Genomic DNA, 25145 nt, shown 5'->3' with positions numbered 1-25145 from the left:
GGACGACTCCCCCCTGTGGGCTAGACGGTGCGCAGACAGTGGTCGAGGACCCGGACGCCGAAGTGCAGCGCGTCGACCGGGACGCGCTCGTCGACGCCGTGGAACATCGCCTGGTAGTCGAAGCCGACGGGCAGCCTCAGCGGGGCGAAACCGTAGCCGACGATGCCCAGCCGGGAGAACTGCTTGGCGTCGGTCCCGCCGGACATGCAGAACGGCACGACGTGCGCGTCCGGGTCGAACCGCTCGATCGCGGCCCGCAGCGCGGCGTACGTCGGGGAGCCGACCGGCGCCTCCAGGGCGACCTCCCGGTGCACGTACTCCCAGTCGACGTCCGGTCCGGTCAGCTGGTCGAGGGTCGCCTCGAACTCCCGCTCGCCGCCGGGCACGACCCGCCCGTCGACGTGGGCGCCGGCCGCGCCGGGGATGACGTTCACCTTGTAGCCGGCCTGGAGCATCGTCGGGTTGGCGCTGTTGCGCAGGGTCGCCTCGACGAGGGTGGCGGACGGGCCGAGCCGGGCGAGGAGCGCGTCGACGTCGTACTCCGGGTCGTCCAGGTCGGGCGCGTCGATGCCGTGCAGCGCGGCCAGCTCCGTGAGGGCGGCGCGGACGGTGGTGGTGAGGCGGATGGGCCAGCGGTGCTCGCCGATGCGGGCGACGGCCGCGGCGAGGCGGGTGACCGCGTTCTCCCGGTTCACCTTCGAGCCGTGCCCGGCGCGGCCCCGCGCGGTCAGCTCCAGCCACGAGGTGCCGCGCTCGCCCGCGCCGATCGGGTACAGCGTCATGCCGTGCCCGGCGTGGAAGGTGTACGCGCCGGACTCGCCGATGGCCTCGGTGCAGCCCTCGAAGAGGTCGGCGTGCCGGTCGGCGAGGAAGCCGGCGCCGTCGGCGGCGCTCGCCTCCTCGTCGGCCGTGTAGGCGATGACGATGTCGCGGCGCGGCCGGACGCCGCGGCGCGCCCAGTCGCGGACGACGGCGAGGACCATCGCGTCCATGTTCTTCATGTCGACGGCGCCCCGCCCCCACACGACGCCGTCGCGGACCTCGCCGGAGAACGGGTGGACGGTCCACTCGTCCGGCTCGGCCGGGACCACGTCGAGGTGGCCGTGGACGAGCAGCGCGTCGGCCGACGGGTCGGTGCCCTCGATGCGGGCGACGACGTTGGCGCGGCCCTTCGTGCGCTCCAGCAGGCGCGGTTCGACGCCGGCGTCGGCCAGCCGTTCGGCGACGTACTCGGCGGCGGGCCGCTCCTGGCAGTCGCCGCCGCCGCGGTTGGTGGTGTCGATCCGGATGAGGTCGGAGGTGAACCGCACCACCTCGTCGAACGCCGTCGCGCCCGGCGCGTCCGGCGCGTACCGATCCCGGTCCTGCTCCCGGTCCTGCTTCCGGTCCAGAGGGCTCCGGTCAGCCATACTGCTCCTCCACTGCGGCCGAGACGATCGTGGTGACCGCCTTGAAGGTGCGGATGGCCTCGTACATCGTCTCGCTGGTGTACGCCACCCGGCGCTCACCGCTCGCCGCCACCCCCGGTACGACGGTGGCGGCCGCGGCCAGGTGCTCCGCGTCAAACTCCAGCTCCACGGTGTACGGGCCGCCGCGCACCGGTTCGTACCGTACGGCGAGGCCCGCCGCCTCCTTCGCCGCCGCGCGGATGTCGGCGGCCGTCCGCTCGGGGGTGCGGCAGACCGCCGCGTACCGCGAGACATGGTCCTTCACGGCGACCATGCGCGCCTCGGGCGCGTAGCCGAGCGCGTCGCGGCACGTCAGGTCGTCGCCGGTGACGAGGACGACGGGCACCCCGTACTCGGCGACGACGTGCGCGTTGAGGTGGCCCTCGCTCGCGCGGACCCCGTTGAGCCAGACGCCGGTGATGGAGTTGGCCAGGTACGTGTGGGCGAGGACGCCCTCGGTGCCGGCGCCCGTGTGGTAGCCGACGAAGGCGATGCCGTCCACGTCGCCGCGCTGGACGCCCTCGACCATGGAGAGCGCCTTGTGCCGTCCGGTCAGCATCTGGGCGCGCGGGTCGAGTTCCTCCAGGAGGAGGTTGCGCATCGTCCAGTGGGCCTCGTTGATGAGGACCTCGTCGGCGCCGCCGTCGAGGAAGCCGAGGACGGCCGCGTTGACGTCGGAGGTGAACAGCCTCCGGCAGCGCTCCCACTGCGGGGTGCCGGGCAGGACGTCGGCGGGCCAGGTGACCCCGGTGGCGCCCTCCATGTCGGCACTGATGAGGATCTTCATGCCCCACACCGTACGCCCACCCCACCCCGAAGCCGGACGACCCCCTGAACCAAGGGTGAAGCCGAAGGGGCGCGCGGGCGCCGAGAACCGACTGGAGCGCGTGGAGCCGAAGGGGCGCGCGGGTGTCGAGAACCCGGCCGCGCGGAGTGCCCGACGAAGGAGGGCCGAGCACGGACGGGGGCTCGACACCCGCTCACAGCGCCCCGGAGGCGCAACGCGCCTCAGAGAGAAGCAGGCCGCGGGTAGGTGCGGGATTGTTTGACGCTGCCGAACGCGAAGCTGGACTCGATGGACGCGATGCCGGGGATGGCGTGGATCCGGTCGCGGACGAGCCGTTCGTACGCCTCCAGGCTCTCGATCACCACCCGCAGCAGGTAGTCGCTGCTGCCGGCCATGAGGTAGCAGTCCTGGATGTGCTCGATGAGCGCGACGTGCTCCTCGAACACGGCGACCGCCTCCGCCGTGTGCCGTTCCAGGCGGATGCGGACGAACACGGTGATCGGCAGCCCGTACGCGACCTGGTCGACCATCGCGGTGTAGCCGCGGATCAGCCCGGCCTCCTCCAGGCGGCGCACCCGGCGCAGGCACGGTGAGGGGGAGAGCCGCACGCGGTCGGCGAGCTCCTGGTTGGTGAGCCGGCCGTCGGCCTGGAGCTCCCGGATGATCCGCAGGTCGATGTCGTCCATGTCCGCCGTCCGCTCCGGGGGCCCGTGCGGGCCCGACCGCCCGCTCCGCCTGGGTCCGCCCCGCCGGTCCCGGCCGCACCGGCGTCCGGGCCCCCGGCTGCCCGAGCCGTACCGGCCGTCCAAGCCGTCCCGCCGGTCCCGGCCGCCCCGGCCCACCCTGTCCGATCGTGGCAGATCCTGCCCTCACGGTAGGCGTGAGGGGCAGATTTGGCAATCGGCTGCCCCTGCTTCGAGCGTAGCGTTGCGGTGTACAGGGGGTTTCGTACTTCGGGAGGGTGTTGTGGTCGCGACGACGAGCACGGCGGAGGTGGCCGCGGCGGGCCGCGCGGCGCTCCCGCGCGCCCTGTCCCCGCGCGCCGCGGGCATGGCGGCGCTGCTGCTGACCGTGTCGATCTGGGCGGCCTTCGCGCTGAGCGCCCGCGCGCTGAGCGCCTCGACGCTGCTGCCCGCCGACGCGGCGCTGCTGCGCTTCGGCGTGCCGCTGGTCGTCCTGGCTCCCGCCCTGTGGCGGCGCCGGCGGGCGCTGGCGTCGGTACGGCCCGGACCGGCGGCGAAGATCGTGTGCGGGGCCGGGGTGCCGTTCTTCCTGGCGGCGATGTTCGGCGGGTCGCTGACCTCCGCGTCGTTCGTCGGGGCGATCGTGCCGGGCATGGTGCCGCTGTTCGTGTCCGCGCTGATGGTGGCGCGGGGGCGGGGCGTGCCGCGCGGCACGCAGGCGGCCGGTCTGGCACTGATCGCGGCGGGCGTGGTGGCGCTGGTGTGGCGGTACGCGGTGCCGTTCGACGGCGACGTGATGCTGGGCTCCGGGACGCTGCTGGTGGCGAGCGGGCTGTGGGCGCTGTACACGGTGGGCCTGCGGGAGGTGGACCTGGACCCGGTCGGGTCGATCGGGCTGCTGTGCCTGCCGTCGTTCGCGGTGGTCGCGGTGCTGGTGGCGGCCGGGGTCCTGCCGACCGGATGGGCCGGCGCGGCCGTCGCGGACGTGGCGCTCTTCCTCGTGGTGCAGGGCCTGGGCGTGGGGTTGTGCGCCGGGCTGCTGTACGCGTTCGCGATCAGGCGGCTGGGGGCCGAGCGCAGCTCCGTGGTGGGCAGCCTCAGCCCGGTGGCCGTGGTCCTGCTGGCGATCCCCCTGCTGGGCGAGCGGCCGACGGTGGCCGTCCTCGTCGGCGTACCCCTCATCACCACGGGCGTGGTCCTCGCGAACCGGCGCCCCCGTACCCCGCGTGAACCGGAGGTCTCCCCCGATGCTTGAGCTGCTGCCCGCCCCGCCCGCCGATCCGCTGTGGGACCTGGCCGCCGAGTACGGCGCCGACCCGCGCACCGACCGGCTCGACCTGGTGCTGGGCGTCTACCGCGACCACAACGGCGTCACCCCGGTGATGCGGGCCGTGCGGGAGGCCGAGATACGCCTCGCCGAGGTGTCCGCGTCGAAGGAGTACCGGGGGCTGTCGGGCAACCCGGCCTTCAACGGGGCGATGCTGGAGCTGGTGCTGGGCGGGGCCGTGCCGGCCGGGCGGGCCGTCGCCGTGCAGACGGTGGCGGGCACGGGCGCGCTGCGGCTGCTCGCGGACCTGGTGCGGCAGACCCGGCCCGGCGCGACGGTGTGGATCAGCGACCCGGCGTACGTCAACCACCGGCCCATCCTGCAGGCCGCGGGCCTCGCGGTGCGCGCGTACCGCTGGACGGACCACCAGGAGCTGCTGGCCGACCTGCGCGGCGCGGGCCGCGACGACGTGGTCCTGCTGCAGGGCTGCTGCCACAACCCGACCGGGGCCGACCCGACGCGCGAGGTGTGGGAGGCGCTGGCGGACATGGCGGCCCGTACGGGCTGGGTGCCGTTCCTGGACCTGGCGTACCACGGGCTGGGCGACGGTCTGGACGAGGACCTGTGGGCGGCGAGGACGCTGGCGGAGCGGCTGCCGGAGGTGCTGGTCGCGGTGAGCTGCTCGAAGAACTTCGGGCTGTACGCGGACCGTACGGGCTGCGCGATCGTGCTGGGCTCGTCGGCGCCGGCGCTGCGCCACGTGGAGACCGCCCTGCAGAACGCCGCCCGCACCCTGTACTCGATGCCGCCCGAGCACGGGGCCGCGGTCGTGGCGACCGTCCTCCAGGACGCGGAGCTGCGCGGGCTGTGGCGGGCGGAGCTGGACGGCATGCGCGACCGGATCGCCGCCAACCGCGCCGCCCTCGTGGCCGAGCTGGAGGCGCTGGGCCTGGGCGGATGGGCGGAGCCGCTGGCGCGGCAGAAGGGCATGTTCGCGGGGCTGCCGCTGTCGCCGGAGCAGATGACGGTGCTGCGGCGGGACCACGCGGTCTACGGCACGGCGACGGGCCGCGTGAACATCGCGGGCCTGCCGGTGGACAAAGCGGGCCGGCTGGCCGCGGCGCTCGCGGCGGTCCTGGAGCCGGCGGGCGTCTGAACGCGCGGCCGTCGCCGGGCGGACCGGCATGAACCGCCGGTCGCCCGGCGTGGACGGACCGGGGGCCGGCGCGCCGGGAGGGCCGGGCACCCTGGCGCGCGGGAGGGCGGGGCACCCCGCGGCGCCCGGTCGGAGGCGCCCCGCGGCGCCCACCGGCCGCCGGGCTACACCGGGACCGCCGGGTCCTCGGGGTCGAGGGCCAGGGCGGCCAGCAGCCGCGCGCGGTGCAGGTCCGCGACCGGGGCCAGCAGGTCGGGGTGGCGCAGCAGGGCCGCCGCGCGGAGGTCCCGGTCACCGGGGGCCAGAAGGCGGCGGTACCCGGCGTGGGCGTGCCCGGCGGTGGCCGCCGCGGCGGCGACGGCGGCCTCCGCCAGACGGGGTTCGCCGAGCAGGCAGGCCGCCCAGCTGGCCAGCACCTCGTCCACCCAGCTCCGCCAGGGGGCCTCGTCCGGCTCCGCGCCGGTCGCCCAGTCGAGCCGGCCGGCGCCCCCGCCCCCGGTCAGGGCGACCAGGGCGGCGTCGAGGTCGGTGGGGTAGCGCAGCGCGGCGGCGACGGCCACCGCCTGGCGGGCCTGCGCCTCGGCGAGGGCGCGGTCCACGGCGCCGTTCTCCGGCGGGTACGCGCGCAGCAGCCACTGCGCGGTGGCGGCGACGAGGGGGGCGAGCTGTGGGTGCACGAGTGGTCCGTTGGGCCGAACGGGTGCGGACGGTCGCACGGTACCCCGGCGGGGCCGTCCGGCGTAATGACGCATATCACCCGCTCCCCGTGGTATCCGCACTCTGCACCGATCACCCCGGAACGCGGAGGAACCCATGGGACACGGCGGAGACGTGATCACCGAGCTGACCACCGACCACCGGGAGGTGGAGGAGCTGTTCACGCGCATCACGGAGCTGCCCTCCGGCGACCCGGAGCGCAAGCGCCTCGCCGACCAGGTCACGATGGAGCTGGTCCGCCACTCCGTCGCGGAGGAGGAGTACCTGTACCCGGCGGTGCGCGAGCACCTGGCGGGCGGCGACGCGCTCGCCGACAAGGAGCTGGAGGACCACGCGTCGGCCGAGCGCACGATGAAGGAGCTGGAGGGCTGCAAGGCGGACGACCCCCGGTTCGACGCGCTGGTCACGCAGCTGATGGCGGAGATCCGCGAGCACGTCGCGGACGAGGAGGCCAACCTGCTGCCGAGGCTCCGCGAGGCCTGCCCGCAGGAGACGCTGGAGGAGCTGGGCGAGAAGGTCCGGCACGCGAAGAAGACGGCGCCGACCCGGCCGCACCCGGCGGCCCCGGACAAGCCGCCGGCCAACAAGCTCCTCGCCCCGGGCACGGGCATGATCGACCGGCTGCGCGACGCCCTCACGGGCCGCGGCAAGCACGGCTGACGGTCCGGGGACCGGGCGGCGCTCCGCGGGGGCGCGGCCCGGCACGGTCGCGGGGACGGCGGCGCGGGTGCGCGCCGCCGTCCCCGCGCGTGCGCAAAGGCCCGCCCCGGCGGGCCGCCGCGACCGCCCCGCGCCCGGAACACCACGCGGCCCGGCGGGCGGACGGCGCGCTCGGCCCGGCGGGGCCGGTGACGGCGCGTCACGCGGCCGCGGCGGGCCGCTTCCGGGTCACTTCTTCTCGGTCGCGGCGGCGAGGTTGGCGAGCAGGGCGTCGTAGATGCGGCCGAGGCCCTTGGGGGCGAAGGTGCGCTCGAAGAAGCCGCCGATGCCGCCGGCGCCGTTCCACACGGTGGTGACGACGACGCGGGAGCGGCCCTGCCCGGCGGGCGTGACGGTCCAGGTGGTCACCATGGAGGAGTTGCGGTCCTTCTCGACGAGCTGCCCGTCGGTGGGCTCGGTGACGTCGAGCAGGCAGTCCCGGACGCGCTTGCTGGTGGCCTGGAGCCGCCAGTGGACGACGGTGCCCTCGCCGTCGCCGCCCTCCCGCACCTCGTACGCGCTGAACTGCTCGGGCAGCAGCGTGCCGCGGGTCCCCGCGTAGTCGGCCAGGGCGTCGAAGACGGTCTCCGGGTCCGCCGCGACGACCCGTTCCGTGGTGGCCTCCACCTGCGCCATTGCTGTGCCTCCCGCGTTCGCCGTACTCGTTGCGGGCCCAGCCAACCACCTGGGCCGCGCGGACCCAAATCGGGCGTCGCCCACGCGGTGGGACGCCCGCGCCGCCCGATCGGGTCACGTACGGGTGGACCGGGGCCCGTCCGGCCCGGTCCGGCGGGGCGGCGCCCGGAGACTGGCCGGATGCAGAAACGCGCAGGAACCCTCATCGCGGCGGGCGCGCTGATCGCGGGCGCGGTCGGCGCCGCCCCCTCGGCCGCCGAACCGCCCGCGCCGAAGCCCCGTACGCCGTCGCTCTCCTGGACGGCGTGCGGCACCGCGCGGTACCCGAAGCTGGAGTGCGCCTCGCTGCGGGTGCCCCTCGACCACGCCGACCCGGACGGGGAACGGATCACCCTCGCCCTGTCCCGCGTCCGGCACACCGCGCGCACCTTCGACGGCCCGCTGCTGGTCAACCCGGGCGGGCCCGGCGCCGGTGGCCGCGACCTGGCCGGGTTCGTGGCCGCGTCCCTCCCGGCGGAGCTCGCCGCGCGGTACGACGTGATCGGCTTCGACCCGCGCGGCACCGGCGCCAGCAGGCCCGCCCTGACCTGCCGGCCGGACCACTTCGCGCCCGTGCGGCCCGACCCGGTGCCGCGCGACGCGCGCGAGGAGCGGCGGGGCGCGGCCCGCGCGGCGGCCTTCGCGCGCGCGTGCGGCGACGCGCACGGGCGGCTGCTGCCGCACATGGGCACCGTGGCCGCCGCCCGCGACATGGACGCGATCCGCGAGGCCCTCGGCGCCCCGCGCGTCAACTACTTCGGCTACTCGTACGGGACGTACCTGGGCGCCGTGTACGCGAAGCTGTACCCGCGGCGGGTGCGGCGCGCGGTCCTCGACTCGGTGGTCCACCCCGGCGGCGTCTGGTACGACGCGAACCTGGCGCAGGACCACGCGTTCGACGCGCGGCACAAGGCCTTCCTCGCGTGGGTGGCCCGGCACGACCGGGTCTACGGGCTCGGCGGCGACCCGGCACGGGTGGAGGACCGCTGGTACGCGATGCGCGCCGCGCTGCGCGAGGCGCCCGCGGACGGCCGGGTCGGCGCGGCGGAGGTGGAGGACACCTTCCTGCCGGGCGCCTACCACGACGGGTACTGGCCGCTGCTGGCCGCCGCCTTCTCCGCGTACGCGAAGGAGGGCGACGCGGGGCCGCTGGTGGCGGCGTACGAGTCGCTCGCCGCTCCGGACGGGTCCACCGCCAACGCGTACGCCGGGTACACGGCGGTCGAGTGCCGGGACGCCCCGTGGCCCCGGTCGTGGGGGGTGTGGCACCGCGACATGTGGGCCGCCCACACGAAGGCGCCGTTCTCCACCTGGAACAACGCCTGGTACAACGCGCCGTGCGCGTTCTGGCCGGTGCCGTCGCTGACGCCGCCGGACGTGGCGAACGCGGCGGTGCCGCCGATGCTGCTGTTCCAGGCGACCGAGGACGCGGCCACGCCGTACGAGGGGGCGCTCGCCGCCCACCGGCTGCTGGCCGGCTCCCGGCTGGTCGTGGAGCGCGGCGGCGGCAACCACGCGGTGACGCTGCGCGGCAACGCCTGCGCCGACCGCGTCCTCGTCCGGTACCTGGACACCGGGGAGGTGCCGCGCGGCGACGGCGGCGACGGGCCGGACACGGTGTGCCCGGCCCGCCCCGCCCCGGTGCCCTCGGCGGCGGCGGACCCCGCGCGGGCGGCGCGCGAGGCGCCCCCGGCGGTGCACGGGGCGCTCGCCGCCCGCGCCCACGGGGGCTGACGCCCCGTAAACCCGGCGCGGCGGGGCGGGGCTCTCGCGCAGGATGGGCGGCATGACGACTCATCTGACGCGTGTGGCGGCCCCCGAGGGGGTCGCGCCCGGCTCCGGCTACAGCCATGTCGTGTGGGGGACGGGGCGGTTCGTGGCCGTGTCCGGGCAGTGCGCCCTCGACGCGGACGGCGAGGTGGTCGGCGAGGGCGACCCGGCGGCCCAGGCCCGGCAGGTCTTCGCCAACCTGCGCCGCTGCCTGGCCGCGGCGGGCGCCGCGTTCGACGACGTGGTGAAGCTGACGTACTACGTGACGGACGTGGCGTACCTCCCGGCGGTGCGCGCGGCCCGCGACGAGGCACTCGGCACGACCCCTCCCCCGGCGAGCACGGCCGTGCAGGTCACCGCCCTGTTCCGGCCGGAACTGCTGCTGGAGGTCGAGGCGTTCGCGCTCGTCCCCGAAGGGTCGCGGCCATGACGGTGCTGGTCAGGGGGATGACGGAGGCCGACTGCGCGGCGGTCGCCGGGGTGCGGGTGGCCGGGTGGCGGTTCGCCTACCGGGGGCTGCTGCCCGAGGCGTACCTGGCGGCGATGAGCCCCGAGGAGGGCGCTTCGGCCCACCGCGAGCAGCTCGCGCGCGCCGGGGAGCGGGGGGCGCACCTGGTGGCGGAGCGCGCCGGGGAGGTGGTGGGCTGGGCGGCCTTCGGGCCGGACCGGTCGCCGGGCGCGGGCCCCGGCGACGGGGAGCTGTACGCGCTGTACGTCCGTCCCGACGTGGTGGGGACGGGCGTGGGGCGCGCGCTGGCGGACGAGGTGGCGGCACGGGCGGCGGCGCTGGGGTACGGGCGGCTGTCGCTGTGGGTCCTGGAGGGCAACGCGCGGGGCCGCCGCTTCTACGCGAAGGCCGGGTTCGCGCCGGACGGGGCGAGCGAGCCGTGGGAGGTCGGCGGCGCGACGGTGGTGGAAGTGCGGTACGCGAAGGGCCTGTAGCGGCCCGCGCGTGGCCGGCCCGCAGCGCCTGGGCGTATGGGCCGGGGCCGGGCGCCCGGGGTGGACGGCCCCGGCCGGGGCGGGGCGAAGCGGCGGTGGCGGCCGGAGCGGGCGGGCGTGGCAGCGGCGGCCGGGGCTGCCGGAGCGGACGGCGGCGGCCGGGGCCGGGCGCCCGGGCCCGGGCGCCCGGCCCGGTAAGCGGGCGGGCCGGCCTCCGCGACCGGCCGGGACGGGCACGGCGGCCGGCGGGGACGCGCACGGCGGGGCCGGACGGGCACGGCGGCCCGGTCAGGACGTGGCCGGCAGCCTGATCAGCGCGGTCGCGGCGGCCGGGCCGATGCGGGGGTGGGGGCGGGCCGCCTCCAGGACGGGGCGGGCGCGGGGGTCGGCCAGGGCGCCCAGCCCCTCCGCGCAGGCGACGCCGACGCGCCAGTACGGGTCGCCCGGGGCCAGTCGGCGGCCCAGCACGGTGACGAGCGCCGGGACGGACTCGGGAGCGCGCAGCGCGGTCAGGAGCCGTACGGGTACGAGGGCGTAGGCGACGCGCAGTTCGTTGGTGGCGAGCGCGGCTGCGGCGCGCGCGGTCCGGGGGTCGCCCAGCACGGTCAGCGCGTGGGCGGCGCCGACGCACCGCTCGGGGTCGCGGTGGTTGAGCAGCAGGACGAGCGCCTCGAAGGCCCGCCGGTCGCCCGCGGTGCCCAGCCGGAACGCGGCCAGCTCCCGCGCCCACAGCGGCATGCGGGGCGCGGTGAGGACGGCGGCCAGCTCGTCGCGGTCGTCCGTCGCGAGGAGCCGCCGGTAGGCGGGGTCGTCCCCCGCCTCGCCCTCCAGCCGGTCGGTGAGGGAGCCGAAGTCGGGGTCCATGGCGGCCAGGGTAGCGACGGCCGGGTCCGCGATCCAGATCACACCGGGCGGCCCGCCCCGGGGTCTGGCGCGCTCATTACCCACCGGTTAACCTCAGGTGAGCGGGGCCAACCCCCCGCTCCCCCTCGGGCGGCCTGGTGACGCAGCCGCCCCGAGTGCAGTCGGTTCGGCACCACTTCACCCGACGCGGCCCCGGGACAGGGCCCGTCGATCCTCTCCGGCGCGACGCGCGGGCCTTGCCCGTACCCGCCGCGCCCGGCCCGGCCGTGGACGCTCCGCGCGGCCGCCGTTCGGCACCCCTGCGGCCGTCGGCGCCCCGTGCGGCGCCCTCCGCGCGGTACGCCCCCTCTCGCCCCGCGCGCGTGCGCCGGGCCGCCGCGCCCCTCACCCTCACCAGCCGTCACTCATCCCTGGAGTCCCGTGATGGACACCCCTCTCTCCACCATCGCCGTCGTCGGCCTCGGCACCATGGGTGCCGGTATCGCCGAGGTCCTGGCCCGCGCCGGCCGCGAGGTCGTCGGCATCGACGTCAGCGAGGCCGCCGCCCGCCGCGCGGTCGCCGCGCTGGCCGCCTCCACCGCCCGGTCCGTGTCCCGCGAGCGGATCACCGAGGAGGAGCGGCGCGACATCCTCGCCCGGTTCCGCACGTACTCCGATCTCCAGGCCGCGGCCGACGCCGACCTCGTCATCGAGGTCGTCCCCGAGTCGTATGAGCTGAAGCAGCAGGTCGTGCGGGCCCTGGACGGCATCGTCCGGCCCACCGCGATCATCGCGACGGGGACGAACGCCCTGTCGGTGACACGGCTCGCCGCCGACTCCGCCCGCCCCGAGCGCGTGCTGGGCCTGCACTTCTTCAACCCGGCCCCCGCGATGAAGCTGGTCGAGGTCGTGTCGTCGGTGCTGACGGCCCCGCAGGCGGTCGCCGCCGTCACGGAGTTGGCGCACGCGCTCGGCAAGGAGCCCGTCTCCGTGGGCGACCGGCCCGGCTTCGTCGCCGACGGCCTGCTGTTCGGCTACCTCAACCAGGCGGCCGCCATGTACGAGTCGAAGTACGCCTCCCGCGAGGACATCGACGCGGCGATGCGGCTCGGCTGCGGCCTGCCGATGGGCCCGCTGGCGCTGCTCGACCTGATCGGCGTCGACACCGCCCGCACGGTCCTGGAGGCCATGTACACCGAGTCCCGCGACCGGCTGCACGCCCCCGCGCCGATCCTGAAGCAGCTCGCCGAGGCCGGCCTGACCGGCCGCAAGGCGGGGCGCGGGTTCTACACGTACGCGGCGCCGGACAGCGCCGAGGTGGTCCCGGACGCGCTGACCCCGCCGCCCGGCGGCGAGGGCGGGGCGAAGCCGCGCGAGGTCCGCTCGGTCGGCGTCGCCGGGTCGGGCACCATGGCCTCGGGCATCGCGGAGGTCTTCGCGAAGGCGGGGTACGGCGTGGTCCTCGCCGCCCGCTCCCAGGAGAAGGCCGACGCGGCGAAGGCGCGGATCGCCACCTCCCTCGCCCGGTCCGTCGACAGGGGCCGCATGACGCCGGAGGCGCGCGACGCGACCCTGGAGCGGATCTCCCCGGCCGGGTCACTGGACGCCTTCGCCGAGGTGGACCTGGCCGTCGAGGCGGTCGCGGAGGACCTGGCGGTGAAGCGGCAGCTGTTCGCCGCGCTCGACAAGATCTGCAAGCCGGGCGCCGTCCTGGCCACCACCACCTCGTCGCTGCCCGTCGTCGCCTGCGCCCGCGCCACCTCGCGCCCGCAGGACGTGATCGGGATGCACTTCTTCAACCCGGCGCCCGCGATGAAGCTGGTCGAGGTCGTCCGCACGGTCCTGACCGCCGACGACACCCACGCCACCGTCCGCGCGGTCACGGCGAGGATCCGCAAGCACCCGGTGGACTGCGGCGACCGCGCCGGTTTCATCGTGAACGCCCTGCTCTTCCCGTACCTGAACAACGCCGTCAAGATGGTCCAGGAGCACTACGCGACGCTCGACGACATCGACGCCGCGATGAAGCTGGGCGGCGGCTACCCGATGGGCCCGTTCGAACTGCTCGACGTGGTCGGCCTGGACGTGTCGCTGGCCATCGAGCGGGTCCTGCACGAGGAGTTCCGGGAGCCCGGGCTGGCCCCGGCGCCGCTGCTGGAGCACCTGGTGGCGGCGGGCTGCCTGGGCCGCAAGACGGGGCGCGGCTTCCGCGAGTATGCGCGGCGCTGAGCCCGGCCGGACGTACGGCCCGGGGCCACACGGGCCGTACGACGGGTGGGGCGGGCTGCTCGGGTCCCCTGGCGGCTCTCCCCCTCGGGCGCGGGCCCCCGCGCCGATGGAGTACGTTCGGGGCATGTCCCAGCCCGTGAAGACACCCCGTGCCGGCACCGCGCCCGAGGGCGCCGAGAGCGCCGCGGGCGGCCGTGCCGCCGCCCAGCGGCTCAGGATGCGCCGCGAACTGGCCGCCGCCGCGATGGAGCTCTTCGCGGCCAAGGGGTACGAGGCGACGACGGTCGACGAGATCGCCGCCGCCGCGGGTGTGGCGCGGCGGACGTTCTTCCGCCACTTCCGCTCCAAGGAGGAGGCGATCTTCCCGGACCACGACGACACGCTGGTCCGGGCGGAGGCGGTGCTCAACGCCGCCCCCGCGCACGAGCACCCGCTCGACACGGTGTGCCGGGGCATCAAGGAAGTCATGAAGATGTACGCGGCCTCGCCCTCGGTGTCGGTCGCGCGCTACCGGCTCACCCGCGAGGTGCCCACGCTGCGGGAGCGCGAGATCGCCTCGGTGGCGCGCTACGAGCGGCTGTTCACCCGCTACCTGCTGGGCCACTTCGACGAGCGCGACCACCACGACGGCAACGACGACCCGCTGCTGGCGGAGGTGGCCGCGTCCGCGGTCGTCACGGCCCACAACCACGTGCTGCGCCGCTGGCTGCGGGCGGGCGGCGAGGGCGACGTGGAGGCGCAGCTCGACCACGCGTTCGCGATCGTCCGGCGCACGTTCGGCACGGGCATCGGCGCGGGCCGGTCCACGGCGCCCCGGACCGGCGCCGCGACCGGCGGCGGGGCGGGCGCGGTCACCGCGTCGGCGGAGGGCGGGGTGCTGGTGGCGGTGGCCCGGACGGACGCGCCGCTCGACGAGGTGATGGCCACCATCACCCGGGCCCTCGGCCGCGACGCGGACTGACGGCCGGGCCCCTTCCCGTACCGGCGCGAGGTCGCCGGGCACGCCCTTCGGGGGCGGACGCGCGTCGACGCCGTCCGCCCCCGACGCATGTGCGCACCTCCCGCGCCCCCACACACCCTCGTTCGATCGCCCCGAACCGGGCCGAATCGCCCACCCGCCGCGGACAACGATCGATCATCGCTCATCCGAGCGCCCTCACGGGCAAGTGAGAGAAATTCCTGGCACGCAGTGTCTTGTCACCTGGCACGGCGTGCCATACGTTGATGTCGTCCGGGCGGCCGGCGTGCAGAGGACACTCGTACGCCGGCTGTCCCCTCGGCCCTTCCCGGCCGCGCGCCCGGACGCCTGCGTCACAGGCACTTCGCGCACCACCCACGCGCCGCCCCGCACCACCGGCCGAACCGACGGCACCTCCCAGCAGCAGCACCCCGACGTACCCCCTCAGCGTCCCCCCGAAGACGCATGCATCGCCGGAGGCACCACCGTGAAGGACATCCTGGACGCGATCCAGTCGCCGGACTCCACGTCCGAGGACTTCGCCCACATCAAGCTGCCCGAGTCCTACCGCGCGGTCACCGTCCACAAGGACGAGACCGAGATGTTCGCCGGGCTCACCACCCGCGAGAAGGACCCGCGCAAGTCGCTCCACCTCGACCGGGTGCCCCTGCCCGAGCTCGGCCCCGGCGAGGCCCTCGTCGCCGTGATGGCCAGCTCCGTCAACTACAACTCGGTGTGGACCTCGATCTTCGAGCCGCTCTCGACCTTCGGCTTCCTGGAGCGCTACGGCCGCACCAGCGAGCTGGCCAAGCGCCACGACCTGCCGTACCACATCATCGGCTCCGACCTCGCGGGCGTCGTCCTGCGCACCGGACCCGGCGTCAACTCCTGGAAGCCCGGCGACGAGGTCGTCGCGCACTGCCTCTCCGTCGAGCTGGAGTCGAGCGACGGCCACAACGACACGATGCTCGACCCCGAGCAGCGCATCTGGGGCTTCGAGACCAACTTCGGCGGCCTCGCCGAGATCGCGCTGGTGAAGTCCAACCAGCTGATGCCCAAGCCCGGCCACCTGAGCTGGGAGGAGGCGGCGGCGCCCGGCCTGGTCAACTCCACCGCCTACCGCCAGCTCGTCTCCCGCAACGGCGCCGGCATGAAGCAGGGCGACAACGTCCTCATCTGGGGCGCCAGCGGCGGCCTCGGCTCGTACGCCACCCAGTTCGCCCTCGCCGGCGGCGCCAACCCGATCTGCGTCGTCTCCTCGCCGCAGAAGGCGGACATCTGCCGCTCCATGGGCGCCGAGGCGATCATCGACCGCAACGCCGAGGGCTACAAGTTCTGGAAGGACGAGCACACCCAGGACCCCAAGGAGTGGAAGCGCTTCGGCAAGCGCATCCGCGAGCTCACCGGCGGCGAGGACATCGACATCGTCTTCGAGCACCCCGGCCGCGAGACCTTCGGCGCGAGCGTCTACGTCACCCGCAAGGGCGGCACCATCACCACCTGCGCCTCCACCTCGGGCTACATGCACGAGTACGACAACCGCTACCTGTGGATGTCGCTGAAGCGGATCATCGGCTCGCACTTCGCCAACTATCGCGAGGCGTGGGAGGCCAACCGCCTGATCGCCAAGGGGAAGATCCACCCCACCCTCTCTAAGGTGTATGCCCTGGAGGACACCGGCCAGGCCGCCTACGACGTCCACCGCAACCTCCACCAGGGCAAGGTCGGCGTCCTGTGCCTCGCCCCCGAGGAGGGCCTGGGCGTGCGGGACCCGGAGATGCGCGCCCAGCACGTCGACGCCATCAACCGCTTTCGGAACATCTGACCGGAACGTCCGAGAGGCGACACCACCGTCATGACGGAACGCAAGACCCCGCCGGCGCCCGAGGGCGCGCCGGCGCCGGTTGGGACGAAGACGAGGGAGCGCGGCGACCGCGGGCCGGGGAACGCCGGCACCGGCCCCCTGCGCCCGGAGGCGGAGGCGGGCAGGAAGCGGGACCGCCCCTGGCTCATGCGGACGTACGCCGGCCACTCCACGGCGGAGGCGTCCAACGAGCTGTACCGGCGCAACCTCGCCAAGGGGCAGACCGGCCTCTCGGTCGCGTTCGACCTGCCCACGCAGACCGGCTACGACCCGGACCACGTCCTCGCCCGCGGCGAGGTCGGCCGGGTCGGCGTGCCGGTCTCCCACCTCGGCGACATGCGGCGGCTGTTCCAGGACATCCCCCTGGAGCAGATGAACACGTCCATGACCATCAACGCCACCGCCATGTGGCTGCTGGCGCTGTACCAGGTGGTCGCGGAGGAGCAGGGCGCGGACATCTCGAAACTCCAGGGGACGACGCAGAACGACATCGTGAAGGAGTACCTGTCGCGCGGGACGCACGTCTTCCCGCCCGGTCCGTCCCTGCGGCTGACCACCGACATGATCACCTACACGGTGAACCGCATCCCCAAGTGGAACCCGATCAACATCTGCAGCTACCACCTGCAGGAGGCGGGCGCCACACCGGTGCAGGAGATCGCCTACGCCATGTCCACGGCGATCGCCGTGCTCGACGCGGTGTTCGCCTCCGGGCAGGTGCCCGAGGAGCGCAGGGGCGACGTGGTCGCCCGGATCTCGTTCTTCGTGAACGCGGGTGTCCGCTTCGTCGAGGAGATGTGCAAGATGCGCGCCTTCGGCCGCATCTGGGACAAGATCACCCGCGAGCGGTACGGGATCGAGGACCCCAGGCAGCGGCGCTTCCGCTACGGTGTGCAGGTCAACTCGCTCGGCCTGACCGAGGCGCAGCCGGAGAACAACGTCCAGCGCATCGTCCTGGAGATGCTGGCCGTGACGCTCTCGAAGGACGCCCGGGCCCGCGCCGTGCAGCTGCCGGCCTGGAACGAGGCGCTGGGCCTGCCCCGGCCCTGGGACCAGCAGTGGTCCCTGCGCATCCAGCAGGTCCTGGCGCACGAGAGCGACCTGCTGGAGTACGAGGACATCTTCGCCGGCTCGCACGTGATCGAGGCCAAGGTGAGCGCCCTGGTCGAGGAGTGCCTGGCCGAGATCGACCGGATCCAGGAGATGGGCGGCGCCATGGCCGCCGTCGAGTCGGGCTACCTCAAGTCGCAGCTCGTCGCCTCGCACGCCGAGCGGCGGGCCCGGATCGAGACCGGCGAGGAGAAGATCGTCGGCGTCAACTGCTTTCAGTCCACCGAGCCCAACCCCCTCACCGCGGATCTGGACACGGCGATCCAGACCGTGGACCCGGCCAACGAGGCACGGGTCGTCGCCGCGCTGCACGAGTGGCGCGACAACCGCGACGAGTCCCGCGCCCAGGAAGCCCTCGCCGCCCTCAAGGCGACGGCCGCCGGGGACGGGAACCTCTTCGCCGCCACCCTGGAGTGCGCCCGTGCGGGGGTCACGACCGGGGAGTGGGCCTGGGCGCTGCGCGACGTGTTCGGCGAGTTCCGCGCGCCGACCGGCGTCTCGTCCGCCCCCGTGGCGGTGGCGGCCGAGGAGGGCACCCCGCTCGCGGCCGTCCGGGAGAAGACCGCCCGGACGGCCGCCGAGCTGGGCGCGGGGCGGCTGCGGCTGCTCGTCGGCAAGCCGGGTCTGGACGGCCACTCCAACGGTGCGGAGCAGATCGCCGTACGGGCCAGGGACGCGGGCTTCGAGGTGGTGTACCAGGGCATCCGGCTCACCCCGGAGCAGATCGTGGACGCCGCCCTCGCGGAGGACGTGCACTGCGTGGGACTGTCCATCCTGTCCGGGTCGCACGCCGAGCTGGTGCCGGACGTGCTCCACCGGCTGCGGGAGGCCGGCGCCGCCGACATCCCGGTCGTCGTGGGCGGGATCATCCCGAACGCCGACGCCGCCGAACTGAGGCGCGCGGGTGTCGCCGCCGTCTTCACCCCGAAGGACTTCGGGATCACGGAGATCATCGGCCGTATCGTCGACGAGATCCGCAAAGCCAGCAAGCTCGACCCTCTCGAAAGCACGGAGGTCCCCGCATGACCGAGACCACGCCCGCCGGTACGGTGAACCGGCTGCGTCCCCGCCGTTCCTGCCTGGCGGTGCCGGGCTCGAACCCCCGCTTCCTGGAGAAGGCCCAGGGCCTCGCCGCCGACCAGGTCTTCCTCGACCTGGAGGACGCCTGCGCGCCGCTCGCCAAGCCCGACGCGCGGCACACCATCGTGAAGTTCCTCAACGAGGGCGACTGGACCGGCAAGACCCGCGTGGTCCGGGTCAACGACTGGACGACCCACTGGACGTACCGGGACGTCGTCACGGTCGTCGAGGGCGCCGGCCCGAACCTGGACTGCATCATGCTGCCGAAGGTGCAGGACGCCTCGCAGGTCGTCGCCCTCGACCTGCTGCTGACGCAGATCGAGAAGACGATGGGCTTCGAGGTCGGCCGGATCGGCATCGAGGCGCAGATCGAGAACGCCCGCGGCCTGAACAACGTCAACGAGATCGCGCAGGCGTCGCCGCGCATCGAGACGATCATCTTCGGCCCGGCCGACTTCATGGCGTCGATCAACATGAAGTCGCTGGTCGTCGGCGAGCAGCCGCCCGGCTACCCGGCCGACGCCTACCACTACATCCTGATGAAGATCCTGATGGCGGCCCGCGCCAACGACCTCCAGGCGATCGACGGCCCGTACCTCCAGATCAAGAACGTGGACGGTTTCCGCGCGGTCGCCGGCCGCGCCGCCGCGCTGGGCTTCGACGGCAAGTGGGTGCTCCACCCCGGCCAGGTCGAGGCGGCCAACGAGGTGTTCTCCCCGTCGCAGGAGGACTACGACCACGCCGAGCTGATCCTGGACGCGTACGAGTGGTGCACGTCCGAGGCGGGCGGCAAGAAGGGCTCCGCGATGCTCGGCGACGAGATGATCGACGAGGCCAGCCGCAAGATGGCCCTGGTCATCGCCGGCAAGGGCCGGGCCGCGGGGATGCGGCGCACCTCGAAGTTCGAAGCCCCGGAGGCGTGAGGCAGATGCAGTTCGGACGCACCTACGAGGAGTTCGAGGTCGGGGCGGTGTACAAGCACTGGCCCGGGAAGACGGTCACCGAGTACGACGACCACCTCTTCTGCCTCCTCACCATGAACCACCACCCGCTCCACATGGACGCGAACTACGCGGAGAAGACGACCGACTTCGGGCGCAACGTCGTCGTCGGGAACTACGTCTACTCGCTGCTGCTGGGCATGTCCGTGCCGGACGTCTCCGGCAAGGCCATCGCCAACCTGGAGATCGAGTCGCTGCGGCACGTGGCGCCGACCTTCCACGGCGACACGGTCTACGGCGAGACGACGGTCCTGGACAAGTGGCCGTCGAGGTCGAAGGACGACCGCGGGATCGTCCACGTCGAGACCAGGGGGTACAAGCAGGACGGCACGCTCGTGTGCGTCTTCCGCCGCAAGGTGATGGTCCCCACCGCGACGTACATCAAGGAGCGCGGCGGCGAGCAGCCCGGCCGCCCGGAGCTGAACGCCCCTTCGGAAAAGACGGAGAAGTAGAGCCATGAGCCGACTCGCGCAGACCCACGGCCTCACGGACGTCCAGCAGGAGATCGTCTCCACCGTCCGCGACTTCGTGGACAAGGAGATCATCCCCGTCGCCACGGAGCTGGAGCACCGCGACGAGTACCCGCAGCAGATCGTCGACGGGCTCAAGGAGCTGGGCCTCTTCGGCCTGATGATCCCCGAGGAGTACGGGGGTCTGGGCGAGTCCCTCCTGACGTACGCGCTGTGCGTGGAGGAGATCGCCCGCGGCTGGATGTCGGTCTCGGGCATCATCAACACCCACTTCATCGTCGCGTACATGCTCAAGCAGCACGGCACCCAGGAGCAGCGGGACACCTTCCTGCCGCGCATGGCCGCCGGCGAGGTGCGCGGCGCGTTCTCGATGTCGGAGCCGGCCCTCGGCTCGGATGTGTCGGCCATCACGTCGAAGGCGGTGAAGGACGGCGACGAGTACGTCCTGAACGGCCAGAAGATGTGGCTGACGAACGGCGGCACGTCCACGCTCGTCGCCGTCCTGGTGCGCAGTGACGAAGGACACCCCGAGGGCACGGCCCCGCACAAGTCGATGACGACCTTCCTGGTGGAGAAGGAGCCGGGCTTCGGCGAGGTCCGCCCCGGCCTGACCATCCCCGGCAAGATCGACAAGATGGGGTACAAGGGCGTCGACACCACCGAGCTGATCATGGACGGGCTGCGTGTTCCGGCCAATCGGGTGCTCGGCGGCGTCACCGGGCGCGGCTTCTACCAGATGATGGACGGCGTCGAGGTGGGCCGGGTGAACGTGGCGGCCCGTGGCTGCGGCGTCGCTCAGCGTGCGTTTGAACTGGGTGTCCGGTACGCGCAGCAGCGCCAGACGTTCGGCAAGCAGATCGCCCAGCACCAGGCCATTCAGTTCAAGCTGGCCGAAATGGCTACCAAGGTCGAGGCCGCTCATGCCATGATGGTGAACGCAGCTCGCAAAAAGGACTCAGGGGAACGAAACGACCTCGAAGCAGGCATGGCCAAGTACCTGGCCTCGGAGTACTGCAAGGAGGTCGTGGAGGACGCCTTCCGCATCCACGGGGGCTACGGGTTCTCCAAGGAGTACGAGATCGAGCGCCTCTACCGGGAGGCCCCGATGCTGCTCATCGGTGAAGGCACCGCCGAGATCCAGAAGATGATCATCGGGCGTCGCCTGCTCGAGGAGTACCGGTTCCAGGGCTGATTGTCGGGCTTGGGATGATTCGGCCGCGAAGAAGATCACATCCAGTCATCTTCTTCCGGCCGTCGACTCGGCTTCTGGCTTGCCCAGTTGCGGCCCGCAACCGATAGCATCGCCGAAACGCCGCCGTCCCCCGTTCCCGAACGCGGCACCATCCGCTACGAAGGTCATCCATGCCCCACAGCCAAACCTCTGCACCTCGCGCCGGCCTCGCCGGAGTTCGCCTCGCGCGCGGAGCGTCGCCGTGGCTTCTGCCGACCGTCGCCACCGCAGCAGCCAGCCTCGTCCGCGCCCGCCGCTCCCGGCGGGCCGCGGCGCTCGCCGTCCCGGCCACCGCGCTCGCGGCCGGCATGCTGTGGTTCTTCCGCGACCCCGAGCGCGAGATCGCGCAGGGCAGGGTCATCTCGCCCGCCGACGGCGTGGTGCAGAGCATCATGCCGTGGAAGGACGGGCGCACCCGCGTCGCCATCTTCATGAGCCCGCTGAACGTCCACGTCAACCGCGCCCCGATGGCCGGCACCGTGACGTCCGTGGAGCACGTGCCGGGCGGCTTCGTGCCGGCGTTCAACAAGGAGAGCGAGAACAACGAGCGCGTCGTCTGGCACTTCGACACCGAGCTCGGCGACATCGAGATGGTGCAGATCGCCGGCGCCGTGGCCCGGCGCATCGTGCCGTACCTGGCGCAGGGCGCCAAGGTCGAGCAGGGCGACCGGATCGGTCTGATCCGCTTCGGCTCGCGGGTCGACATCTACCTCCCGGAAGGTGTGGACGTCGCCGTCGAGGTCGGTCAGACCACGACCGCGGGGGTGACTCGCATTGACCGTGATTGACCCGGAGCGGCCCGCCGGCTGGGTCGCCGACGGCGAGGCGGACGCCCCCGGCGCCGCCCCCGCGGAGGAGCAGGAGGAGATGCCCCTGTCCCTCCGCCTGTCGATAGCGGACACCCTCACGCTGGGCAACGCCACGTGCGGCTTCATGGCGGTGTACTTCACCACCACCGGCATCCTCATCCCGCACCTCACGGGGAGCGAGGAGACCGGCATGGCGCGGCACTCCGCCGCGACGGCCGTGATCCTGATGCTCTGCGCGGCGATCTTCGACCTGTTCGACGGGCTCGTCGCGCGCAAGCTCCGCTCGTCCCCGATGGGCGCCGAGCTGGACAACCTGTCGGACCTGATCAGCTTCGGTCTGGCCCCGGCGTACTTCGTCCTCGTGTACGGGATGGTCGCGGACGACGCGCACCAGCGGGTGTCCGCGGTGGCCGCCATCGTGGTGCTGCTCGCCGTCGTGATGCGACTGGCGAGATTCTCGGTCGTCACGATGAAGGACGGGATGTTCCAGGGCATGCCGAGCCCGTTCGGCGCGCTGACGGTCGTGTCGATCGTGCTGCTGGAGCTGCCGTTCATCCCGACGCTGCTGGCGATCGTGGGCACGGCGTGGCTGATGGTGAGCCGCGTCGAGTACCCCAAGCCGCGGGGCGCCCTGGCCGTGGCCATGCTGAGCTGGATCGTCGCGGCGATGGGGCTGCTCGCCGCGTGGGCGTTCGACGCGCCCGGCGGCCAGCTCCTGCTCCAGACCGGCTGCGCGCTCCAGGTGGTGCTGGGCGCGGTGATCCCGCTCTTCGCGACCGCGCGGCGGGTGAACACCTTCCGCGACAACCGGCGCGAGAGCCGGGAGGCGCGGGCGGCGCAGCTGCCGTAGGGCGGATGACACGAGAGGGGCCCGGACGCGTGACGCGTCCGGGCCCCTCTCGTGTCCGGGCCAGCCGTGTCCGGGCGCCTCTCGTGTCCGGGGCCCCTCTCTCGTGTCCGGGCCTTCCGTCCGCCGTCAGGCCAGGGTCTTGTAGTAGTACGTGGTGGGGCGGGGCCGTCCCGCCGGGTCGGCGGCGTAGCCGGGGATCGTGCCGGCCCTGGTCCAGCCGGCGGAGCGGTACAGGTGCTCGGCGGGGCTGCCGGTCTCGGTGTCGAGCACCAGCAGGGTCAGCCCGAGCCCGGCCGCGCCCTCCTCGGCGGCGGCCAGCAGCGCCCGCCCGAGCCCGCGCCCCCGCGCGGAGGTGTGCACCAGGAGCTTGGCGATGTCGCCCCGGTGCCGCTGGTTCGGCGCGGTGGCCCGTACGAGGGTCACGGCGCCCAGGAGGGCGCCGCCGGCCCCGTGGGCGGCCCACACCGTCCGTACGCCCGCCTCGGCCTGCGCGGCGGCGTCCCGCCACCAGCCGGCCGCCTCGGCGTCGCCGAGCGGGGCGAGGAAGCCGACGGACGCCCCGTCGCGCACGGCGTCCGCCAGGAGCGCGCCGAGGCCGTCGGCGGCGGCCCGCACGCCGGGGCCGTCGAGGAGGTCGATGCGGAGGGTGCCGGGGTCCAGGTCCATGGGCGGATCATCGCAGCGCCGTGTTGCGCGCGGATGTCCGGACCGTCCCGCGGGGCCCGGCGGCCCGGTGAACCCCCGGGCGCCGGGCCGGGGGCCGCCCTGGCCCGGCGCCCCGGCCCGGCCAGGGGGCGGCCTGGCCGGGCCGGCGCGGGACCCCGGTTTGCGCGGGACCCCGGTTTGCGCGGGGCTCCGGTCTGCGCGGGGCTCCGGCGGGGGCGGGGTCCCGGTCGGCGCAGGGGCCCGGCAGGCGCGGGGTCCCCGCGGCGGCGTGGTCCGCGGGGTCCCCGCGGGGGCGTGGTCCCGTCCGGGCGGTCCGGAGGCCGGCGGGGAGGGTATCCCGGCGGCGGGTCCCGGCAAGGCCGACGCGGGCGGACGGGCCGGTGCGGGCGGACGGGCCGTGGAGCCCAGGTGGGCCGGTGCGGGCGGACGGGCCCACGGAGCCCGGGTGGGCCGGTGCCGGCGGACGGGGTGGCGCGGGCGGACAGGGGGGCGCCGCCGGGCCGCGCGCGCCGGACGAGGGCGGCGCGGGCCGCACGGGGTGGGCGGGGTGGCGCCGCCGGGCCGCTTGCGCCGGACGAGGGCGGCGCGGGCCGCACGGGGTGGGCGGGGTGGCGCCGCCGGGCCGCTTGCGCCGGGCGGGGGCCGCGCGGGCCGCACGGGGCGGCTCGCGCGGCGGCCTGTCAGGCGAGGAGGTCGCGGGCGAGGGCCGCCGCGGCGCGCTCCAGGAGCGGGCCCGCCAGCGCGACGCACCGGGCCGGATCCGGCTCCAGGTCCGTCAGCGGGTAGGCGCGGCTGATGCCCGCCCGCCGGAGGGCCTGCGGCGTCAGCTCCAGTCGGCCGCAGACGGCGACGACCTCCACCCCGGCCGCGCGGGCCGCCGCGGCGACCCCCGCGGGGGCCTTGCCGTGCAGGGTCTGCTCGTCCAGGGAGCCCTCGCCGGTGATCACCAGCGTGGCCCGGCCGAGCGCCTCGCGGAAGCCCAGGAGGTCCAGCATCAGCTCGATGCCGGGCCGGAAGACCGCGCCGAGCCCGACCAGCGCCCCGTAGCCGACGCCGCCCGCCCCGCCCGCGCCCGCCGAGCCCGCCGCCTCGGCGGCGCGCGGGCCCACGGCCTCGACGAGCACCGCCACGTACCGCGTGAGGGCCGCGTCCAGGACCTCCACGTCGCGCGGGCCCGCCCCCTTCTGCGGCCCGAACACCGCGGGGGCGCCCTGCGGGCCGGTCAGGGGGTTGTCCACGTCGCTCGCCAGCACCAGCTCCACGTCGGCGAAGCGCGGGTCCAGGCCCGACAGGTCGGCCGTCGCGAGGGCGCGCAGCCCACCGCCGCCGGGGCCGACCGGCTCGCCGTGCGCGTCGAGGAACCGCGCGCCGAGCGCGGCGAGCATCCCGGCGCCGCCGTCCGTGGTGGCGCTGCCGCCCACCCCGAGGACGACGGTGCGGGCCCCCGCGTCCAGCGCGGCGCGCAGCAGCTCGCCGGTGCCGTACGTGGTGGCCGTCAGGGGCGCGGGGACGCCACCGGGCAGCAGCCGCAGGCCGGACGCCTCGGCCATCTCCACGACCGCCGTGCCCCCGCGCAGCGCGAAGGCCGCCGTGACGGTCTCGCCGAGCGGGCCGGTGACCGGGACCTCGCGGCGTTCGAATCCGGCGGCCACCGCGGCCGCCACCGTGCCGTCCCCGCCGTCGGCGACGGGCAGGGCCTCCACGCGGAGACCGGGCACCACCTGCCGCAGCCCCGCCGTGACCCGCTCCGCGACCTGCGCGGCCGTGAGGGACCCCTTGAACTTGTCGGCCGCCACGAGCACGTGCGCGGCCTTGTTAACTGCTCCGTCCGTCACCCTTGCATCCCTTGCTGTTCGAACAGGCAGTCGCGCCGGGGCGACCCTATCCGCA

The 25145-nt window shown here is 74.6% G+C and carries 23 protein-coding genes; 15 read left to right on the top strand and 8 right to left on the bottom strand.

Going from position 1 to position 25145, the window contains the following annotated elements:
- Window positions 1-20 precede the first annotated feature (20 nt).
- The 3 genes from CP974_RS26275 to CP974_RS26265 all read right to left on the bottom strand — a co-directional run bounded on the left by CP974_RS26275 (window position 21) and on the right by CP974_RS26265 (window position 2921).
- Window positions 21-1409, bottom strand: a complete 1389-nt coding sequence (locus CP974_RS26275; protein WP_031130644.1) for a M20/M25/M40 family metallo-hydrolase — start codon at window positions 1407-1409, stop codon at window positions 21-23.
- Complete coding sequence (locus tag CP974_RS26270) at window positions 1402-2235, bottom strand: M55 family metallopeptidase (RefSeq protein WP_031130646.1); 834 nt, start codon at window positions 2233-2235, stop codon at window positions 1402-1404. The genes CP974_RS26275 and CP974_RS26270 overlap by 8 nt, the downstream gene beginning before the upstream one ends.
- Before the next feature lie 221 nt (window positions 2236-2456).
- The gene (locus CP974_RS26265; RefSeq protein ID WP_031130648.1) at window positions 2457-2921 is read right to left on the bottom strand and encodes an Lrp/AsnC family transcriptional regulator; all 465 of its coding nucleotides are present in this window, start codon (window positions 2919-2921) and stop codon (window positions 2457-2459) included.
- Window positions 2922-3201: 280 nt separating this feature from the next.
- Here CP974_RS26265 and CP974_RS26260 point away from each other — a divergent pair, with 280 nt between their 5' ends.
- Entirely contained in the window at window positions 3202-4173 is a 972-nt protein-coding gene (locus CP974_RS26260; RefSeq protein ID WP_031130650.1) for a DMT family transporter, read from the top strand.
- On the top strand, window positions 4166-5341 hold the full coding sequence (locus tag CP974_RS26255) for an amino acid aminotransferase (protein WP_031130652.1): 1176 nt from the start codon (window positions 4166-4168) through the stop codon (window positions 5339-5341). The genes CP974_RS26260 and CP974_RS26255 overlap by 8 nt, the downstream gene beginning before the upstream one ends.
- 164 nt (window positions 5342-5505) lie before the next feature.
- On the opposite strand, the gene CP974_RS26250 is transcribed toward CP974_RS26255, so the two are convergent.
- Window positions 5506-6018: a hypothetical protein gene (locus tag CP974_RS26250; protein ID WP_037937612.1), complete on the bottom strand. Its 513-nt coding sequence runs from the start codon at window positions 6016-6018 to the stop codon at window positions 5506-5508.
- 136 nt (window positions 6019-6154) lie between these two features.
- On the opposite strand from CP974_RS26250, the gene CP974_RS26245 reads away from it, so the two are divergent.
- Window positions 6155-6718, top strand: a complete 564-nt coding sequence (locus tag CP974_RS26245; protein WP_031130656.1) for a hemerythrin domain-containing protein — start codon at window positions 6155-6157, stop codon at window positions 6716-6718.
- 228 nt (window positions 6719-6946) lie between these two features.
- On the opposite strand, the gene CP974_RS26240 is transcribed toward CP974_RS26245, so the two are convergent.
- Entirely contained in the window at window positions 6947-7393 is a 447-nt protein-coding gene (locus CP974_RS26240) for an SRPBCC family protein (RefSeq protein ID WP_031136776.1), read from the bottom strand.
- Between the two features lie 180 nt (window positions 7394-7573).
- Here CP974_RS26240 and CP974_RS26235 point away from each other — a divergent pair, with 180 nt between their 5' ends.
- The 3 genes from CP974_RS26235 to CP974_RS26225 are packed head-to-tail and all read left to right on the top strand — an operon-like array spanning window position 7574 to window position 10144.
- Window positions 7574-9166 (top strand): alpha/beta hydrolase, encoded by a 1593-nt coding sequence (locus CP974_RS26235; RefSeq protein ID WP_031136778.1) that lies wholly within the window; start codon window positions 7574-7576, stop codon window positions 9164-9166.
- Window positions 9167-9218: 52 nt separating this feature from the next.
- A complete protein-coding gene (locus CP974_RS26230; RefSeq protein WP_031136779.1) occupies window positions 9219-9632 on the top strand; it encodes a RidA family protein in 414 nt (137 codons plus the stop codon).
- Complete coding sequence (locus tag CP974_RS26225; RefSeq protein WP_031136781.1) at window positions 9629-10144, top strand: GNAT family N-acetyltransferase; 516 nt, start codon at window positions 9629-9631, stop codon at window positions 10142-10144. Before CP974_RS26230 ends, CP974_RS26225 begins: the two co-directional genes overlap by 4 nt.
- A 288-nt stretch (window positions 10145-10432) precedes the next feature.
- Here the strand turns inward: CP974_RS26225 and CP974_RS26220 are convergent, their stop codons facing one another.
- The gene (locus CP974_RS26220; RefSeq protein WP_085921645.1) at window positions 10433-11008 is read right to left on the bottom strand and encodes a HEAT repeat domain-containing protein; all 576 of its coding nucleotides are present in this window, start codon (window positions 11006-11008) and stop codon (window positions 10433-10435) included.
- Window positions 11009-11431: 423 nt separating this feature from the next.
- Between CP974_RS26220 and CP974_RS26215 the strand changes: the two genes are divergently transcribed.
- From CP974_RS26215 to pssA, 9 genes are all read left to right on the top strand, one after another.
- Window positions 11432-13216, top strand: coding sequence for a 3-hydroxyacyl-CoA dehydrogenase family protein (locus CP974_RS26215; RefSeq protein WP_031131457.1), 1785 nt, complete (start codon window positions 11432-11434; stop codon window positions 13214-13216).
- Window positions 13217-13340: 124 nt separating this feature from the next.
- Window positions 13341-14177, top strand: coding sequence for a TetR family transcriptional regulator (locus tag CP974_RS26210; protein ID WP_031131456.1), 837 nt, complete (start codon window positions 13341-13343; stop codon window positions 14175-14177).
- 484 nt (window positions 14178-14661) lie between these two features.
- Window positions 14662-15999 (top strand): crotonyl-CoA carboxylase/reductase, encoded by a 1338-nt coding sequence (ccrA, locus tag CP974_RS26205; protein ID WP_031131454.1) that lies wholly within the window; start codon window positions 14662-14664, stop codon window positions 15997-15999.
- A 30-nt stretch (window positions 16000-16029) separates the two neighbouring features.
- Entirely contained in the window at window positions 16030-18174 is a 2145-nt protein-coding gene (locus CP974_RS26200; protein ID WP_223844648.1) for an ethylmalonyl-CoA mutase, read from the top strand.
- On the top strand, window positions 18171-19151 hold the full coding sequence (locus CP974_RS26195) for an HpcH/HpaI aldolase/citrate lyase family protein (protein ID WP_031131451.1): 981 nt from the start codon (window positions 18171-18173) through the stop codon (window positions 19149-19151). The genes CP974_RS26200 and CP974_RS26195 overlap by 4 nt, the downstream gene beginning before the upstream one ends.
- 5 nt (window positions 19152-19156) lie before the next feature.
- Window positions 19157-19681, top strand: coding sequence for a MaoC family dehydratase (locus CP974_RS26190; protein WP_031131449.1), 525 nt, complete (start codon window positions 19157-19159; stop codon window positions 19679-19681).
- A gap of 4 nt (window positions 19682-19685) precedes the next feature.
- Window positions 19686-20891 (top strand): acyl-CoA dehydrogenase family protein, encoded by a 1206-nt coding sequence (locus CP974_RS26185; protein WP_031131448.1) that lies wholly within the window; start codon window positions 19686-19688, stop codon window positions 20889-20891.
- 170 nt (window positions 20892-21061) lie between these two features.
- On the top strand, window positions 21062-21718 hold the full coding sequence (locus CP974_RS26180) for a phosphatidylserine decarboxylase (RefSeq protein WP_031131446.1): 657 nt from the start codon (window positions 21062-21064) through the stop codon (window positions 21716-21718).
- Window positions 21705-22589: a CDP-diacylglycerol--serine O-phosphatidyltransferase gene (gene pssA, locus CP974_RS26175; protein ID WP_069978844.1), complete on the top strand. Its 885-nt coding sequence runs from the start codon at window positions 21705-21707 to the stop codon at window positions 22587-22589. The genes CP974_RS26180 and pssA overlap by 14 nt, the downstream gene beginning before the upstream one ends.
- Before the next feature lie 126 nt (window positions 22590-22715).
- On the opposite strand, the gene CP974_RS26170 is transcribed toward pssA, so the two are convergent.
- Both CP974_RS26170 and CP974_RS26165 read right to left on the bottom strand, forming a co-directional pair.
- A complete protein-coding gene (locus tag CP974_RS26170; RefSeq protein WP_085921644.1) occupies window positions 22716-23255 on the bottom strand; it encodes a GNAT family N-acetyltransferase in 540 nt (179 codons plus the stop codon).
- A 680-nt stretch (window positions 23256-23935) separates the two neighbouring features.
- Window positions 23936-25090: a glycerate kinase gene (locus CP974_RS26165; RefSeq protein WP_031131442.1), complete on the bottom strand. Its 1155-nt coding sequence runs from the start codon at window positions 25088-25090 to the stop codon at window positions 23936-23938.
- Window positions 25091-25145 lie beyond the last annotated feature (55 nt).

The organism is Streptomyces fradiae ATCC 10745 = DSM 40063 (assembly GCF_008704425.1).
Classification (GTDB): Bacteria; Actinomycetota; Actinomycetes; order Streptomycetales; family Streptomycetaceae; genus Streptomyces; species Streptomyces fradiae.
This window is presented reverse-complemented; position numbering and strand designations above follow the sequence as displayed.